Annotated in this window: 18 protein-coding genes; 14 read left to right on the forward strand and 4 right to left on the reverse strand. The window is 35.0% G+C overall.

Annotated elements, in window-relative coordinates; all coding sequences use genetic code 11:
* Positions 1-107: 107 nt before the first annotated feature.
* A complete protein-coding gene (locus tag FC77_RS00955) occupies positions 108-752 on the reverse strand; it encodes a M23 family metallopeptidase (RefSeq protein WP_056969627.1) in 645 nt (214 codons plus the stop codon).
* Complete coding sequence (locus FC77_RS00960; RefSeq protein ID WP_054681263.1) at positions 752-1,192, reverse strand: 8-oxo-dGTP diphosphatase; 441 nt, start codon at positions 1,190-1,192, stop codon at positions 752-754. Before FC77_RS00960 ends, FC77_RS00955 begins: the two co-directional genes overlap by 1 nt.
* Before the next feature lie 99 nt (positions 1,193-1,291).
* On the opposite strand from FC77_RS00960, the gene FC77_RS00965 reads away from it, so the two are divergent.
* From FC77_RS00965 to FC77_RS01010, 9 genes are all read left to right on the forward strand, one after another.
* On the forward strand, positions 1,292-1,981 hold the full coding sequence (locus FC77_RS00965; protein ID WP_056969629.1) for a tRNA (adenine(22)-N(1))-methyltransferase: 690 nt from the start codon (positions 1,292-1,294) through the stop codon (positions 1,979-1,981).
* A complete protein-coding gene (locus tag FC77_RS00970) occupies positions 1,968-2,765 on the forward strand; it encodes a Nif3-like dinuclear metal center hexameric protein (protein ID WP_054681265.1) in 798 nt (265 codons plus the stop codon). Before FC77_RS00965 ends, FC77_RS00970 begins: the two co-directional genes overlap by 14 nt.
* Positions 2,766-2,779: 14 nt before the next feature.
* Positions 2,780-4,021, forward strand: coding sequence for a peptidase T (gene pepT, locus FC77_RS00975; protein WP_054681267.1), 1,242 nt, complete (start codon positions 2,780-2,782; stop codon positions 4,019-4,021).
* Between the two features lie 307 nt (positions 4,022-4,328).
* Entirely contained in the window at positions 4,329-4,682 is a 354-nt protein-coding gene (locus FC77_RS00980) for a GntR family transcriptional regulator (protein WP_054681270.1), read from the forward strand.
* A gap of 10 nt (positions 4,683-4,692) precedes the next feature.
* Complete coding sequence (locus FC77_RS00985; protein WP_056969631.1) at positions 4,693-5,400, forward strand: ABC transporter ATP-binding protein; 708 nt, start codon at positions 4,693-4,695, stop codon at positions 5,398-5,400.
* Positions 5,400-6,230, forward strand: coding sequence for a hypothetical protein (locus FC77_RS00990; RefSeq protein WP_056969633.1), 831 nt, complete (start codon positions 5,400-5,402; stop codon positions 6,228-6,230). The genes FC77_RS00985 and FC77_RS00990 overlap by 1 nt, the downstream gene beginning before the upstream one ends.
* Positions 6,231-6,245: 15 nt before the next feature.
* Positions 6,246-7,079: a hypothetical protein gene (locus FC77_RS00995; protein WP_056969635.1), complete on the forward strand. Its 834-nt coding sequence runs from the start codon at positions 6,246-6,248 to the stop codon at positions 7,077-7,079.
* A 29-nt stretch (positions 7,080-7,108) separates the two neighbouring features.
* On the forward strand, positions 7,109-7,375 hold the full coding sequence (locus tag FC77_RS01000; protein WP_054681276.1) for a hypothetical protein: 267 nt from the start codon (positions 7,109-7,111) through the stop codon (positions 7,373-7,375).
* A 174-nt stretch (positions 7,376-7,549) separates the two neighbouring features.
* Complete coding sequence (locus FC77_RS01010; protein WP_151443611.1) at positions 7,550-7,975, forward strand: hypothetical protein; 426 nt, start codon at positions 7,550-7,552, stop codon at positions 7,973-7,975.
* A gap of 63 nt (positions 7,976-8,038) precedes the next feature.
* Here the strand turns inward: FC77_RS01010 and FC77_RS01015 are convergent, their stop codons facing one another.
* Complete coding sequence (locus tag FC77_RS01015; RefSeq protein WP_054681281.1) at positions 8,039-8,227, reverse strand: LBP_cg2779 family protein; 189 nt, start codon at positions 8,225-8,227, stop codon at positions 8,039-8,041.
* 63 nt (positions 8,228-8,290) lie between these two features.
* Positions 8,291-8,866, reverse strand: a complete 576-nt coding sequence (gene lepB / locus FC77_RS01020) for a signal peptidase I (protein WP_056969637.1) — start codon at positions 8,864-8,866, stop codon at positions 8,291-8,293.
* Positions 8,867-8,950: 84 nt separating this feature from the next.
* Between lepB and FC77_RS01025 the strand changes: the two genes are divergently transcribed.
* From FC77_RS01025 to FC77_RS01045, 5 genes are all read left to right on the forward strand, one after another.
* Positions 8,951-9,703, forward strand: a complete 753-nt coding sequence (locus tag FC77_RS01025) for a hypothetical protein (RefSeq protein WP_056969639.1) — start codon at positions 8,951-8,953, stop codon at positions 9,701-9,703.
* On the forward strand, positions 9,693-10,658 hold the full coding sequence (locus FC77_RS01030) for a hypothetical protein (protein WP_056969641.1): 966 nt from the start codon (positions 9,693-9,695) through the stop codon (positions 10,656-10,658). Before FC77_RS01025 ends, FC77_RS01030 begins: the two co-directional genes overlap by 11 nt.
* Complete coding sequence (locus FC77_RS01035; protein ID WP_056969643.1) at positions 10,651-12,051, forward strand: RsmB/NOP family class I SAM-dependent RNA methyltransferase; 1,401 nt, start codon at positions 10,651-10,653, stop codon at positions 12,049-12,051. Before FC77_RS01030 ends, FC77_RS01035 begins: the two co-directional genes overlap by 8 nt.
* A 5-nt stretch (positions 12,052-12,056) precedes the next feature.
* Positions 12,057-12,845 carry a Cof-type HAD-IIB family hydrolase gene (locus FC77_RS01040; RefSeq protein ID WP_056969645.1) on the forward strand — a complete coding sequence of 263 codons (789 nt, stop codon included), beginning with the start codon at positions 12,057-12,059 and terminating at the stop codon, positions 12,843-12,845.
* 343 nt (positions 12,846-13,188) lie between these two features.
* Entirely contained in the window at positions 13,189-14,049 is an 861-nt protein-coding gene (locus FC77_RS01045) for a hypothetical protein (RefSeq protein ID WP_056969646.1), read from the forward strand.
* Positions 14,050-14,409: the final 360 nt, after the last annotated feature.

A 14,409-nucleotide genomic window follows, 5' to 3' on the forward strand; every position in this document is an offset into this window, starting at 1 on the left:
AACCTGTTAACAGCTTATCATATTGATAAGTCATCAACAGGAAAAATTATAGAGCCACTAAAAGGAGAGTTACAATTTGTAACTCTCCTTTTTTTGATAATTTATTTTTATTTCTTGTTTATATCAGTTGAGATGATTTTCATTGGGTTGAGCCAAGTACCATCATTCTTCCACCAGTTACCGCATGGATCTCCATGTTTGTTGATATAATGTTTATTTGTTTTGGTAATTCCTAAATGCAAATGCGATCCTGTTAAACGGCCGATTTTCTGTCCGCGTTTAATTTTTTGCCCCTTCTTAACGTAGATATCGGTATCGTTGACGAATCCTTCTTGGTAAATTTCTACGTAACCATCTTTACTAATAACCCAAACATATAGACCCATTCCTGGTTTGAAATGAACCCGGTGCACAATTCCATTATGAACAGCTAAGACAGGGGAATGGCCGACTTCTGAGAAGCCAAAATCGTAACCATCATGGAAGTAGCTATTTTTGTCCGGACGGCGAATAACGTCGGTTTCACCAAATTTCTGACCACTCTTAAACTTGACCTTTTTTTCATATAAGCGTTTAAAAGGATAACCCCAGGTTGCTTTGTGCTTTTTGTGTTTGCTTACTTTCCTGATTTGGGTGACCCTGCTAGTAGTTTTATAGTGGCTACTTGTTTTCTTCTGCCAAAGCGGAATAGTAGCAACTACAACCAGGATAATTATCGCTAAAAATAATAAGAATTTATTTCTTTTTTTCATTAGAAAAGTTCATCTCGCTTACCATCTAATATATGCTCACTTAAGTTATCATTAAAATAAACAGGTAAGTCCCTCTCAAAGTTGTAGGCGAGTTTTTGCTTTTGTAATTCATCTTTAGTCATCCAGAATAACTGCCCCTCATTTGAGGCTTTTAATTTTCCAGAAAAATCATGGGCGGTATAAAAGAAGACAAGGTAACGATGGTCATCGTCATCATAAAATTGCTTTACACCGACTAATTTGGGCTTTTTAATTGTCAAACCAGTTTCTTCTTTTAGTTCGCGAACGACAGAGTCATGAAAGGATTCGTGGGCCTCAACGTGACCGCCGGGAAAAGTTAAACCTGGCCAGGCCGGATCATTCCTTTTAATAACTAAAATTTCTGTTCCTCTGGTTACCATGCACATATTTGTTAATGTCACAGGTTCAGTGCGATTCATAAAATACCAGCTTTCTATTTTCTGATTATACCAAAGATTACCGGCAAAGTTACTTATTAATATGCTAAAATTTGGTTACACGAACAAAGTGAGGATAAAATGAATTTACGTTTAAATACTTTAGCCCAAATGGTTGAGCCGGGAAGCAGGGTAGCTGATATTGGAACCGACCATGCTTATTTACCAATTGAATTGGTTAAAAATAAGCAAATTAATTATGCCATTGCCAGCGATATTGCCAAGGGGCCGCTGCAAAATGCTAAGAATGATATTGCTGAAGCAGGTTTGCAAGGTAAGATCGAAACGAGGTTAGGGCCAGGATTAAGCACCGTTAATCACAACGATGATATTGATACGGTAGTGATTGCAGGGATGGGTGGCAAACTCATAACTGATATTTTGGACGATGCTTGGAATAAGCATTTTTGCTTTAAAACTTTGATCTTAGAACCTAATATAGGTGAGCCTGGTGTAAGAAAATGGTTGATGGGGCATAAGTATCAAATAGTAACGGAAAAGCTTATAGTAGAATCTGGCCACACTTATGAATTGATTAAAGCCAGAGCAGTTAAAAAAAGAATCAACTTAAGTGAGAAAAAAATTCTTTTTGGACCATACATTTTAAAAGAAAAAAATTCTATTTTTTATCAAAAATGGGAAAATCAGTTAGCTTATCATAAGAAATTACTGCTGGATTTGAATAAGGCCAAGAAAAAAGATCTGCAACATATTAACCAGGTAAAGCAGGAAATAAAATTAATTGAAGGAGAATTGAATGACAAAAGTTAAGGATATAGTTGCTCGTTCACGCAAAGATTTCCCAGAAGAAATTGCAAGTAAGGGCGACCCGGTTGGCTTACAAATTGGTTCGATGGGTCAAGACGTTACCAAAGTTATGACTACTCTGGATGTACGTCCGCAGGTTGTTGATGAAGCAGTTAAAAAGGGTGTTGATTTTATCATTAGTCACCACCCTGTGATGTTTCGTCCGGCCCATAATTTGGACTTTGGTAATCCCCAAAATCGCATGTATGGTGAGTTGATTAAGCATGGAATTACTGTTTATTCAATTCATACCAATTCTGATAAAGCTAAAAATGGTTCGGCTGATTGGCAGGCTGAAGAATTAGGTTTAAGCAATGTTGAGCCATTTTGCCTTGATGACGACGGGATTGCAATTGGTCGCAGAGGTAAATTGCCTAAAACTATGACAGCTTATGATTTTGCATATTATGTTAAAGCTAAAATGAAGATTAAAATGGCCCGTTTGATTACAGCAGATAATAAGAAGCCAGTCTCTACTGTTGCATTTATTTGTGGTGATGGTGGCAAGTATTGGCATAAGGCAATTGATGAGAAGGTTGACGCTTTTATTACCGGGGATGTTTATTATCATGTAGGTCACGACATGATTTCTTCAGGTTTAACAGTTGTTGATCCGGGCCACTATACCGAAAAGATATTTAAGTATAAGATGTTTGACTTACTTAAGAAGTGGAATAAAGAAAATGGTTGGAATATTGGGGTTGAGCTTTCTGAAGTGTCTACCAACCCGTTTCAAGATTTATTTTAAATAAAGGAGAAAAAATGGAATATCCAAATTTATTACCAAGATTTTTAAAGTATGTGAAGGTTAATTCACGTTCAGATGAGCATGCAAAACGCTTCCCATCGACGGAAAGAGAAGAAAGGTTTCAAAAGAACGTTATTATGAAAGACCTTGAGCAGGTGGGCTTGAGTGATATTCATTATAATCAAAAGTCTGGCTGTGTTGTGACAGAAATTCCTTCAAATGTTGATTATAAAGTTCCAGTTATGGGCTTTTTAGCACATTGTGATACGGCTGATTTTAATTCAGAAAATATTAAACCACAGATTCACAAAAATTATGACGGTAAGTCTAAGATTCAGTTGGGCGATTCAGACATTTACTTGGATCCCAAGATTTTCCCGCATTTAAAGAATTATAAGGGGCAGACAATCATTACTGCCTCTGGTGATACTCTTCTTGGTGGTGACGATAAGTGTGGTGTATCCGAACTGATTACTTTTGCAGAATACTTGTTAAAACATCCTGAGATTAAACACGGCAAGATTAGACTTGCATTTACTCCAGATGAAGAAATCGGTACGGGAGCTGAACACTTTGATGTTAAAGATTTTGGTGCCGATTTTGCTTTTACTGTTGATGGCGAAGCACCCGGTAAGTTAGACTGGGGGACATTTTCTGCTGCTCAGTTCAGCTTGGATATTCAAGGTGTCGATGTTCACCCTGCACAGGCTAAAGGACAAATGATTAATGCGATTCAGGTTGGAATTAACTTCCAAAATCAACTGCCACAAGACGAAGTTCCAGAACACACGGACGGATTGCAAGGCTTCTACCATTTGATGAATTTTCAAGGTACAGTTGATCATGCGCACCTTGACTACATTATCCGTAATTTTAAACGTGATGGTCTCGAAAAGCGGAAGAACTTAGTAAAGAATATCGTTGCTAAAATGAATAAAGAATTTGGTACTGATAGGCTTAAGCTCAAGATGTGGGACCAATATTACAATATGGCTGATGAATTGAAAAAACACATGGACGTTGTTAATTTGGCAAGAAAAGCTTATAAAGCAGAGGGGCTAACTATTAATGAAGATCCGGTTCGTGGCGGTACGGACGGCTCACAGTTGACTTATATGGGATTGCCTTGCCCTAATATCTTTGCAGGTGAGGAGAATATGCATGGCCGTTATGAATATACTGTTTTGGAATCGATGTACAAAGTAGTAGACGTCATGCTTAAGATGGCTGAAATTAACGCCGAAGAGAATAAGTAGTGAAACAAAATTGACTAAAAATGCAGCTTTTCCTAATAAATTTAAAAGATTAAAATCCTTTGGTAATAGGGTTCAAACGCCTTGGCAATTACTAGAAAAAGTTATGCACCTATAGCATATTATTTGAATTTGATGTACTAATCCATTGGTATTAATGGATTAGTACTTTTTTATTTTCCATAATTAAGCAAAAAGCACATGGTGAAACATTTAAATTCTTTCAAAAAATTATTGCTATACATAGTACAAATAGGTTATTATATAGGTGTGCTAGATAAATAATACAGTAAAGATGGAAGGTGAGTTCGTGGAATTCAAAGATAATATTCCCATTTATCTTCAGATAGAGCAGTATCTTTATAGGCAAGTTGTAATGGGCAAAATGAAAGCCGGTAAAAAGATACCCTCTGTACGTAAATTAGCCGTTGAATTAACGGTTAACGTTAATACCGTTCAAAGGGCTCTACAACAGATGAATGAGCAGGGAATTTTGTATACCAAGCGTGGTGAAGGAAATTTTGTTACTAAGGATACCGAATTACTTGCTCAAACTAAAAAGAAATTAATTGATAATGAATTAAGTGAGTTTGTTCAGAATATGAATAAGCTTGGGGTCGAAAAGGATAAGATAGTTTCAATACTTAAAGACTATTTGAAGTAAGGTGAAAATAATGGAAGATCTATTAGCAGTTAAAGATTTAACTTATAAGAAAAATCAGAAAGTTATTTTGGATGACGTAAATTTAAATTTGCAACCTGGAAAGATTGTTGCTCTTTTAGGGGAGAATGGTGCTGGTAAAACCACTTTGATGCGGGTAATTAGCGGTATGGCTAAAAACTATAGGGGATCAGTATCAATAGACGGATCGAAAAAAGAAGCTGACAGGAAGGCAAAATTAGCCTTTACAGACGGCTTAACTGGATTTAGTGATTCGACAAAGATCAAAGCCGTTGTTCAATTTTATCGAAATATTTTTCAAGATTTTGATGAGAATTCGTTTGAACGATTACGGCAATTTATGAAGTTAGATCCAGAAATGAAATTAAGCCAGTTGTCTCGCGGGATGAAAGAGAAATTAATAATTGCTTTAACGTTTGCTCGTAAAGCTGACCTTTATTTATTGGATGAACCGTTTGGTGGGATTGATGCAATGGCTCGTAAAAAGATTATTAATTCGATTATTTTATGGAAAAATGAAAAAGCTACAATTTTAATCTCTGATCACTTTGTAAATGAAATTGCGACTTTGCTCGATGAAGTTGTCGTCTTAAAAGATAAGACAGTTTTTGCACATAAGTCGGCTGACGAAATTCGTGCTCATCATAAGAGTATTGAAGAATACTATGAAGGACTTTATGAAGATGAGGAGGACGAATAATGGTAAATTTTAACCGCTTATTTTCACAGCTTTTCAAACAGAAGAGTAAAACCACTTATTTTATTTTTATGATTCAGCTAGCAACAGTTTTAGTAATTTCATTTTTCTTTATATTTAAATCAACTTTTAAAAGTTTGATCGGTTTTTTAATGGCAGTAATTGCATTGATTATTGGAACTAGTTTTATTGCAGAATTTATTTACTTAATCATCACAAGTTGGCAAAATGAAAAGATTAATCGCAGTCAAACATGGCGGTTAGCACCAATGAGTGCTGGGAAAATTTATTTAGATAATACTTTGAGTTCATTTGTAGCTTATATGTACTTGTTTGTGTTGCAAGTGATCAGTTGTCTTTTACTTGTTGGTCTCTCTTATTCGATTTCAGGACAATTTCGGCATGCAATTAATACTGGATTTGGTCACCTTACAAAAGATGATATTTGGATAAATATGGCTTGGTCTTCAATTAATTGGACTTTAGTACTCGAAAGCTTCGTTTTCTTTATTTTATTAAGCCTAGCTTTTTATATCACGGTTAGTTTCTTTAACTTTAGTACGCGTTCAATTATTGACTTTCTTTCTGGGATGTCCAGCAGATTTGTTGTTGGCCTCGTTCGGTTAATTTTAATTGGTCTTATTTGCTGGTTAATAATCGAAATATTACAGGTATTACCTGAAGATACCATGTTTTCTTCCCAAATTGGCAACGGAAATGACGTCTGGTACATGGCTAGGTTGTTAATAGAATTCCTGATTTTTGATGTTGTATTTGGTTCTATTAACGTTGGACTGGTTGATAAATTTGTTGAAGCCAAACAAAATAATTAAGGATGATGATAAGTAATGACTAAATCCAGTAGTTTGTTTTTACAATTTTTTAAGAAAAAAAGTTATTGGGTTCATACAATAATTCTTATTCAATTTATTTCAGTAATTTTTGGAGCTTTATTTTTCTTTTTGAAGAATGAAACCGGTGACGTTATTGGTGGCAGCGATCCAACTGTTATTAACCGATCTTTGTTAGCATTAACTAAAGCTTTTATAATTTCTTTCCCTTTTGCAAATATAGTTTATTTATTAATCAGTATCTGGCAAAATGAAAAAATTAATCGTAGCCAAACTTGGCGTTTAGCAGCGATCAGTGATTCAAAGTTTTATTTAGATAATAGTTTAAGCTCTTTTATATCCTATTTCTATTTACTTTTTTTAAACCTTTTAGAAATTACAATTTTATTTTTAATGACATTTGTATGTTCAAAAGGAATACGAAAAGCTTTTAATTATAGCTTCCAGAATTTTATTAAAGATATGGCTAGCTGGAATTGGGAATATCTTTTTAACTGGGCACTCTTAGTTATTTTGTTTGGCTTATCATGTTACCTTATTGTTAGTTTCCTGAATTTTAGTAGTAGGTCGTTAATCGATTTCTTACCAGGAATTAAAAGTACGATTGCGGTAAATTTTATTCGTTTTCTTTTAATAATTATTATTAGTTGGCTATTATATAAGATTATCAATTCAATTGGACCGATAGTTGATATTTACAATGGTGTAGCAAGTGCTGCTGATATTAACTTAAGAAGAGTTATTTTAGAGTATTTTGGATTTGATTTGATAATATTGCTCGTTAATACATTTATTTTTAGTAAATTTGTTGAAGCTAAACAAAATAATTAAGGATGATAAATAAAAAGAAGGAGTTAACCATGACCAGCTTTTATCAGCTATCGAAGAATATGTTTAAAGAGAAGAGGAAGTATGTCTATTTAGTTTTAATTGTTCAAGTAATTGCAGTTATGATTTTTGCGATACTTGAATTTACTAATTATAAGAGTGCTTACTTTAGCCCGTATTTGAATACATCAGTTTTAAGTATTCGCAGTGTATTGTTTGATAATGCTGTAACCACAACTTTCTTTGCAGATATTATCTTTTGCGGGCTCATGTGCTGGCAAAATGAAGGGAGAATTTGAGTCAAACTTGGCGAGAAGCATCGATTTCTGATACTAAATTTTACTTTGCTAATGTCTTTTCTAGTATTGTTGGATGTATTTATATCTTTTTGATTCAAATTATATTTGCTTTCTTATATCTTTTTGATTCAAATTATATTTGCTTTCTTAATACTGTTTCCAAGTATGAATTTAATGAGTACGGCAATAAATAATCTTTTGGGAGTAACCCAGTATAGTCCGCCATTCATAGACAGATTATTGACTATGATTTTATTCTTATTTTTAATTGCTACTACAATTTTTGTGTTTGTTAGTTTCACTAACTTTCTTGCTAGGACAATCGTTGATTTTCTCCCTGTTAAAAATACATTTTGGGTTCGACTATTAACCATGGCAATCTTAGTTATCATTGCTTCGTATATATTTATTCAGATTAGTACTCGCTTTCAAAATTACGTAGACAATCATTTTGCTGCTAAGTCGGTAGCTATGATAGCTCTTACAAATGATATGTCGCTTAATACCACAATGCTTGAATTTATACTCATTATTTTGGTATTAGGTGGGATAAACCTCGTATTGTTTAATAAATTTATTGAAGCTAAGATAGATAAATAATTTTTTAGAAAAAATAAAAGTCTCTCAAAAATTTTTGAGAGACTTTTTAAATACAATCAATTATTAAGCATTGGCAGCCATGTAATCATAAAGCTGATTTACCTCTTCATTAGTGAATTCACCGTCACCAGTTTTCATGGCGTGAATCTTTTCTACGGATAGGTGGCTAGCAAATGCAAGGTCAGTATCATTTACATGATGCTTTACTTGAAAATTAATAATTGCGTCGGCTAATTCTTCTTGTTCATTCATAACGAACACTCCTTACAGTTCAATTTTAGCGAAAAAGTTTTTAAATTTAAAGAGCAGTAATAATTAAAAAATTTTCATTTGGTTAAATGGCCAGTACCTTACTTTTACTTCGCCAAGTAATGCGCTGCGCTTTACAAAGCCGAAGTAGCGAGAATCTTTAGAAACATCTCTGTGGTCACCCATAACGAAGTAGCTGCCCTTAGGAACCCGCTTCTTTAAAGTAAAGTTAGCTGTATAAAGTTCGCCTTCCTTATGAGCTGCCGTTTCATAATGATTGTTTAAATACGGCTCAGGCAATTGTTTGCCATTAACATATATTTTATCATTTTTAGAAGTGACCATGTCACCGGGTAGACCGATAACTCGTTTGATATATAAAGCGTCAGGTTCATCCGGAGCCTTCAAAATGACAACTTTATTTCGTTCAGGTTGGAAGTGTCTTACAGCGATCAAACGATCGTTATTTTCGAAGGTAGGCTGCATTGAAGGTCCTGAGACAGTTTCATTTGAAAAGACAAAGCTGAATAATAAATAATAAATACCGATTATAATTGCCATCATAATGACGACGTCTAGTATAAATTTACCTAGGCTTTCATCTTTTTCATTATTCTTTTTATTTTTTGAATTGTTTGCCATAAAAATTCTCCTTTATCGTGCTGCCCTTTATTATAACTGAAATCTTGCCCTTTGAATGGTAAAATCATTATAGGTAAGCAAAGTATGACAAATTTTTTAAAGAAAATTAACCAATTAGATAAGAAATTAAATTATGACCCGATTCATAACCAAGTTGAAGAAATTAATGCTATAGTCGAGCATGTTGCAAATCAAGAGGTTCTTCCCGTTGCTCCTGCACCACTGGGGCTTTTGCCGGATCAATTTGAAGAAGTGGTAGATAGATTAAATGAAGAACAAAAGGTTGATTTAAAGGCTATAAATAATTTATTGAATAGCCTACGGCAGTTTTTATCGCTTAAATACGGTGTTTGGTCTCTTCCAAATAAGAAAACGGCAACTTTAATAAAACAAGAATTAGCTATCAATTCAGCCCTTGAAATTATGGCAGGCAATGCTTATTGGTCGAAAGCGCTAAATGAGGCTGGTATCAGGGTTACTGCTACAGATTCGCTTGAATGGGCTAAAACTTCCTCTACAGGAAAGCGGGAATTTTACCCAGTTGTTGATCTGGATGCTGTTTCCGCAATAAAAAAATTTGCTGATGCTGATTTGATACTTTGTTCCTGGGCACCCAATTTTGGCAAAAGTGATTTGGATGTGATTCGAGCATGGAAAAAATTTGCTCCTGAAAGTCACCTGCTTTTTATTGGTGAGAAAGAGGGAGCGACTAATTCACCGGAATTTTGGGAGAATGAAAACTTTGTTAATTCTTCAAGTTTAAGAAAAATTAACCGTTCTTTTAAAAGTTATGATTTTATAGATGAACAAATATATGAGATAAAACATGAATTATAAAAAAATATTATTAATTTTTATCATCTTTTTAACCTTTCTTGGAACCGGTAGCATGCTGTCTAACGTCCAATCGCGGGAGGCCGACCAGCTGCTGGAGGCACACGGATTAAGTAACAATACCAGAGATATCCGAACAGATAGCAAGGAAACAGTTAAAAACTTTTTACAATACTTGAATAAAAATTATCCTCATAAAAAAATTCAGTTGCACTTGGACAATAATTATGAAAAAAATCAAATTTTAGTATGGGCTAACCATAACATAATCGGTTTGCCCACTGAATCCGGTCGTTATTTCTCGCCTGATGATTTTCAGGGGCAGGTTTCATTTGCAGTATTAGGACCCAATGCTGAAGTGGGAACTGCCAAAATGCAGAACAACCAATATGTAATATGGGGCAACCAATATTATTCAGTTATCGGTACTCTGAAACACTACCACCAAATAGAACAAAATAAATATTATTTGACCACTGGCATTAACCAACCGACTGCTCAAAGTAAATTAAATAATTACCGCATTGTTATTGATAGTTCTAACAAAGTTATTCATAGGGTGGCTAAGCATTATCGGGCTAAGGTTCGTATGCCGTCCTTTGTTAAGAAACACCAGATTCACCGCTTTTCTATTATTCGTGAACTTTTGGTAATTTTACTATTTTGGATTATTGCCACTGTATGCAACGCCCTATTGGCATTATTAAATTGGCGGACTGTTAAGCAAACTCACCTGCACGGGCATTTATTGCGAAATTGGTTAATTAATAGGAGTGCTAGACTGGGACTAGTCGAACTATTAGTTGGTGTTGCCGCTTATATTTTCTTGCGCTGGCGTGCGTTTTATTCAAAAGCCGATCATTTAGGTTGGTTGTTATTATTTAGCTGGCTCATCATAATAGTAGTATATGGTATTAGTATTTTGCGTTTAATACGAAAGGATACTCATAGTGCTTAAATTACCCAAAGAATTTAAAGACAAATATCGTAAATTGTTGGGAACAGATGAGGCTGACGAAATGTTCACAGCAATGAATGATACTAACAAAAAATCCTTTAGAATTAACCCATTAAAATTTAATACTAAAATATCTTATTCAAAGAAAGCGCCTGTCCCCAATCTTGCTAATGCATACTATGGTGCAGTTTCAGGGCAGGATCCAGAATGGGTAAGCGGTACCGTGTATTCACAAGATCCATCTGCAATGTTTCCGGCTAAGGTCGCTAACGTGCAGCCGGGTGAAAGGGTATTAGATTTGTGTGCCGCTCCCGGTGGCAAAAGCACCGGCTTAGGTGAAGATTTAAAGGGACAAGGAGTGTTAGTCGCTAATGAGATTTCTCGCCCTCGTGCGAAAGTATTGCGGGAAAATCTTGAGCGCTGGGGTGTTAGCAATGTCTTGATTACGAGTGAGAGTCCAGAAAAGTTAGCACCGCACTTTTTACAATTTTTCGATAAGATTCTGGTGGATGCACCGTGTAGTGGGGAAGGGATGTTTAGGAAGAATCCTGAAGCCATTAAATATTGGTCTGAAGACTATGTCTTAACTTGTCAGAAACGGCAGAAAGAGATTCTTAAAGAGGCAGTCAAAATGCTTAGACCAGGTGGAGAGTTGATTTATTCAACCTGTACCTTTTCTCCAGAAGAAGATGAGCAAATTGTTGCTTGGTTAGTGAAGAACTTTAATTTGGTAATTACGCCAATTAAGTCAATAAAAATGGATAAAATTAGCCACGGTCATCTTGATTGGGCGCAGAACCTAGATGGTTTACAAAATACTCTGCGCTTCTGGCCGCAAGACGGACTTGGTGAAGGACAATTTATTGCTAAGTTGACCATGCCAGGAGTGACGATTAAAGCTCCAATTAAGAGAAAGAATAGGGCAAAGAAAAAATTAAGAAATAAGTTTGCACTATTCAAAGATGAGAAGGAATTAGTAGCAGCTATCTTAGATAAATTTAATTTACCAAGTGAACTTAATGATTGGCCCAAGCGAGTTTTAGTTAGAAAGCAGCACGTGTTTATTCCTGCTCTCACTGGTAAACAGTTAGATGGGCTGAAAATATTAAGTAATGGCTTAGAGCTAGGAATCTTAAAGAAGAAACGCTTTGAACCAGGGCACCAATTGGCTTTAGTATTGGGGCAGGTTAAACAAGAGCGGGTAATCGATTTGCCTAACCAAGAAAATTATCAGAGTTATTTACACGGTGAAACGGTTAAAGTTGACAGCGATCTTCGTGGTTTTGTATTGATTAGTTGTCATAATTTAATTTTTAGTTTTGGAAAAATCGCGAATAACGGTGTTATAAAAAATTATTACCCTAAAGGTTTAAGGACACTGAAGAAAGGATAAAAATAATGATAAAGTTAATTGCTACAGATATGGATGGTACCTGGTTAAACGATAAAAAGTCATATGATGTTGATCTGTTTTTGCGTGAATTTAAAATAATGCAGGAACGGAATATTAAATTTGTTGTTGCCAGTGGTAACCAGCACCAAAATTTATTAACCAGATTTCCGAAGGTTGCCGAAAAAATCTACTTTGTTGCTGAAGATGGTGCGCTGGTCGCTAAGGGAAGACAGGTGTTGCATTATGATGCGTTATCTGATCATGATTGGTCAGTTATGTTGAAATTGACCAAGCAATATCCGCAAAAAGCCGTTGTTTCAGGATTAGTCAGTGCTTATGTCCGAGAAAAAGACGGACAGGCATATGCAAAAGACTTAAAGAAATATTTTGAGAAATTAACGGTTGTAAAAGATTTTGATCACCTTAATGACAATATCTTTAAATTGACCTTTAACATGCCAGAAAAAGATATGCCGGATATGTTAACTAAATTAAGAAGAGCACATCCTGAGATTGGTTTTGTTTCTGGTGGTGCTGATTCAATTGATATATCAACCAAAGGGATGAATAAGGCCGTTGGTCTCAAGTATTTGGGTAAGAGATTTGGCATTGAATCCCGTGAAATGGTTTCCTTTGGAGACAGTGGCAATGATGTGGGGATGCTTAAGTATGCTGGCAGAGGTTATGCGACTGGAACTGCGTTGCCGAGTGCTAAAACTGCAGCAAACCAAATTATTGGTTCAAGTAACGATAGTTCAGTTCAAAAAGAGATTTGGCATTTGCTTAATAATTAAAAATTAGCTGGTTATTTAAATTAATTTTTCTAAATTTTGTGATGAATATCACATTAATTGAATAGTAAATAAAATATTAATAAAATAATTTAAATAGTAGAGTAATTTAATAACATAGATGAATCTGCTCTAAAAGCAAAAACGCTCAGAAATAAAAAATTATTTCCTGAGTGTTTTTCTTTGCTCTGACAACGTTTTTGAATGCTATTTAGCAGCTAATTTGTATTGAATTCTTGATTTTAGTTTTGCAAAAGGATTTTGTTTGGGTATAATCCAAGGCATAATATTATTTTATGCTTGGTTGTTGAATAACAATTGAGTGTTTTTTACGGAGGATCGTAATATGACTAACAGCATAGGCTTAGACTTACACCTTTACCCAGGTTTACCTAAGCAAACTGAATACCGCCATTTTTCCAAGGAGTTGCTTAGAGAAAAAGTTGGGAAAGATAAGGAGCTCACGCCCTATATTTCAGTGGACTCGAGTTATCGGGTTAACGCTGATCTGCTTGCTTTGTATGATTTTAAGAAAGAACCACTACTTGGGAAATATCAGAGTGTGCTGATTGACCGTGAACAGGGCATTATCTTAAGTAAACGCAGCAGTAAAGCGCATTTCTATTATTTTCTTAAGCATAAATTGATTAGTGGCCTGGCCTTTCAGAAAGCAATTGACCAACGCCTGCATTATAGGCGCTATCACGTAATTTCAACCGGGAAACGCGCGTACTTCTCCATCCATGGTTATACCGATGGTTGTACTGATTGGGTGGCTCTGCATTTGATGGAGGATTACCAGTTGTGCGGCCAACATGCTATTAGGTTTAGTGCCGTTAAAATCAACGGACTTGATTATACTTTTACTTTTGCTGGTTGCAGCCGGCATATTCGTAGCGAATTGACGGAAGGCTTGCGCCATAATAATTTAGTATTCAAAGTCTTGCAATATCATTTAGAAGATACGATGGGCTGGTCAATTTACCGGCTGCGGGGTAAAGAGAAATCACTCTTGGATAAGCAAGAATATTTCACCCCGGCGCCAACGATCGCATTCTTTACCATGCAAGAAGTATGTGCAGATTTACGAAAGCAGAAATATTTGTGGTACGGCCGAACAATGGCAGAATATTTTCAGTTAAATTTTTTTGAGACAGATCATAATTTAATTTTCCGTCTGTCACAACGGGGTGACAATATTTATTAATTAAGCAGTTTAAATACCAGCAAGATCGTTTGCTCAAGAAAATTTGGGCAAACGATTTTTTTAATTTTCAAGTATATAATTTATTTCTGAGTAAGATTTACTGTTCCGTTATTGAAGTACAATCTTGTTTAAATATTGACAACAAAAGGATTGCTTAACTTTTATAATTGGTGTAAACCAATTACATGCATAGTTTAATGTTTACTTTATTGCAGCAGAGCTATAAGATTGTTATTGTAAATCTAAATTAAAAAGTATTTTTAATTGTATGAGGATGTATGTATGTTAGGAAAAAATAATTTCAAAGAACGATTAAGAAAGATGGAAATGTAATCCAAAAAGGATCGCTTTTCTATTCGT

This window comes from Lactobacillus acetotolerans DSM 20749 = JCM 3825, from assembly GCF_001436775.1.
In the GTDB taxonomy this organism is placed as follows: Bacteria; Bacillota; Bacilli; order Lactobacillales; family Lactobacillaceae; genus Lactobacillus; species Lactobacillus acetotolerans.

What these genes read in the sequence shown, in the direction of transcription:
- FC77_RS00985 (WP_056969631.1), top strand. Translation starts at nt 4,693, where the DNA reads ATGGAAGATCTATTAGCAGTTAAAGATTTAACTTATAAGAAAAATCAG.
- pepT (WP_054681267.1), top strand. Translation starts at nt 2,780, where the DNA reads ATGGAATATCCAAATTTATTACCAAGATTTTTAAAGTATGTGAAGGTT.
- FC77_RS01000 (WP_054681276.1), top strand. Translation starts at nt 7,109, where the DNA reads ATGACCAGCTTTTATCAGCTATCGAAGAATATGTTTAAAGAGAAGAGG.
- FC77_RS01015 (WP_054681281.1), bottom strand. Translation starts at nt 8,227, where the DNA reads ATGAATGAACAAGAAGAATTAGCCGACGCAATTATTAATTTTCAAGTA.
- FC77_RS00955 (WP_056969627.1), bottom strand. Translation starts at nt 752, where the DNA reads ATGAAAAAAAGAAATAAATTCTTATTATTTTTAGCGATAATTATCCTG.
- FC77_RS00990 (WP_056969633.1), top strand. Translation starts at nt 5,400, where the DNA reads ATGGTAAATTTTAACCGCTTATTTTCACAGCTTTTCAAACAGAAGAGT.
- FC77_RS01010 (WP_151443611.1), top strand. Translation starts at nt 7,550, where the DNA reads ATGAGTACGGCAATAAATAATCTTTTGGGAGTAACCCAGTATAGTCCG.
- FC77_RS00995 (WP_056969635.1), top strand. Translation starts at nt 6,246, where the DNA reads ATGACTAAATCCAGTAGTTTGTTTTTACAATTTTTTAAGAAAAAAAGT.
- FC77_RS01025 (WP_056969639.1), top strand. Translation starts at nt 8,951, where the DNA reads ATGACAAATTTTTTAAAGAAAATTAACCAATTAGATAAGAAATTAAAT.
- FC77_RS00965 (WP_056969629.1), top strand. Translation starts at nt 1,292, where the DNA reads ATGAATTTACGTTTAAATACTTTAGCCCAAATGGTTGAGCCGGGAAGC.
- lepB (WP_056969637.1), bottom strand. Translation starts at nt 8,866, where the DNA reads ATGGCAAACAATTCAAAAAATAAAAAGAATAATGAAAAAGATGAAAGC.
- FC77_RS01045 (WP_056969646.1), top strand. Translation starts at nt 13,189, where the DNA reads ATGACTAACAGCATAGGCTTAGACTTACACCTTTACCCAGGTTTACCT.
- FC77_RS00970 (WP_054681265.1), top strand. Translation starts at nt 1,968, where the DNA reads ATGACAAAAGTTAAGGATATAGTTGCTCGTTCACGCAAAGATTTCCCA.
- FC77_RS01040 (WP_056969645.1), top strand. Translation starts at nt 12,057, where the DNA reads ATGATAAAGTTAATTGCTACAGATATGGATGGTACCTGGTTAAACGAT.
- FC77_RS01030 (WP_056969641.1), top strand. Translation starts at nt 9,693, where the DNA reads ATGAATTATAAAAAAATATTATTAATTTTTATCATCTTTTTAACCTTT.
- FC77_RS00960 (WP_054681263.1), bottom strand. Translation starts at nt 1,192, where the DNA reads ATGAATCGCACTGAACCTGTGACATTAACAAATATGTGCATGGTAACC.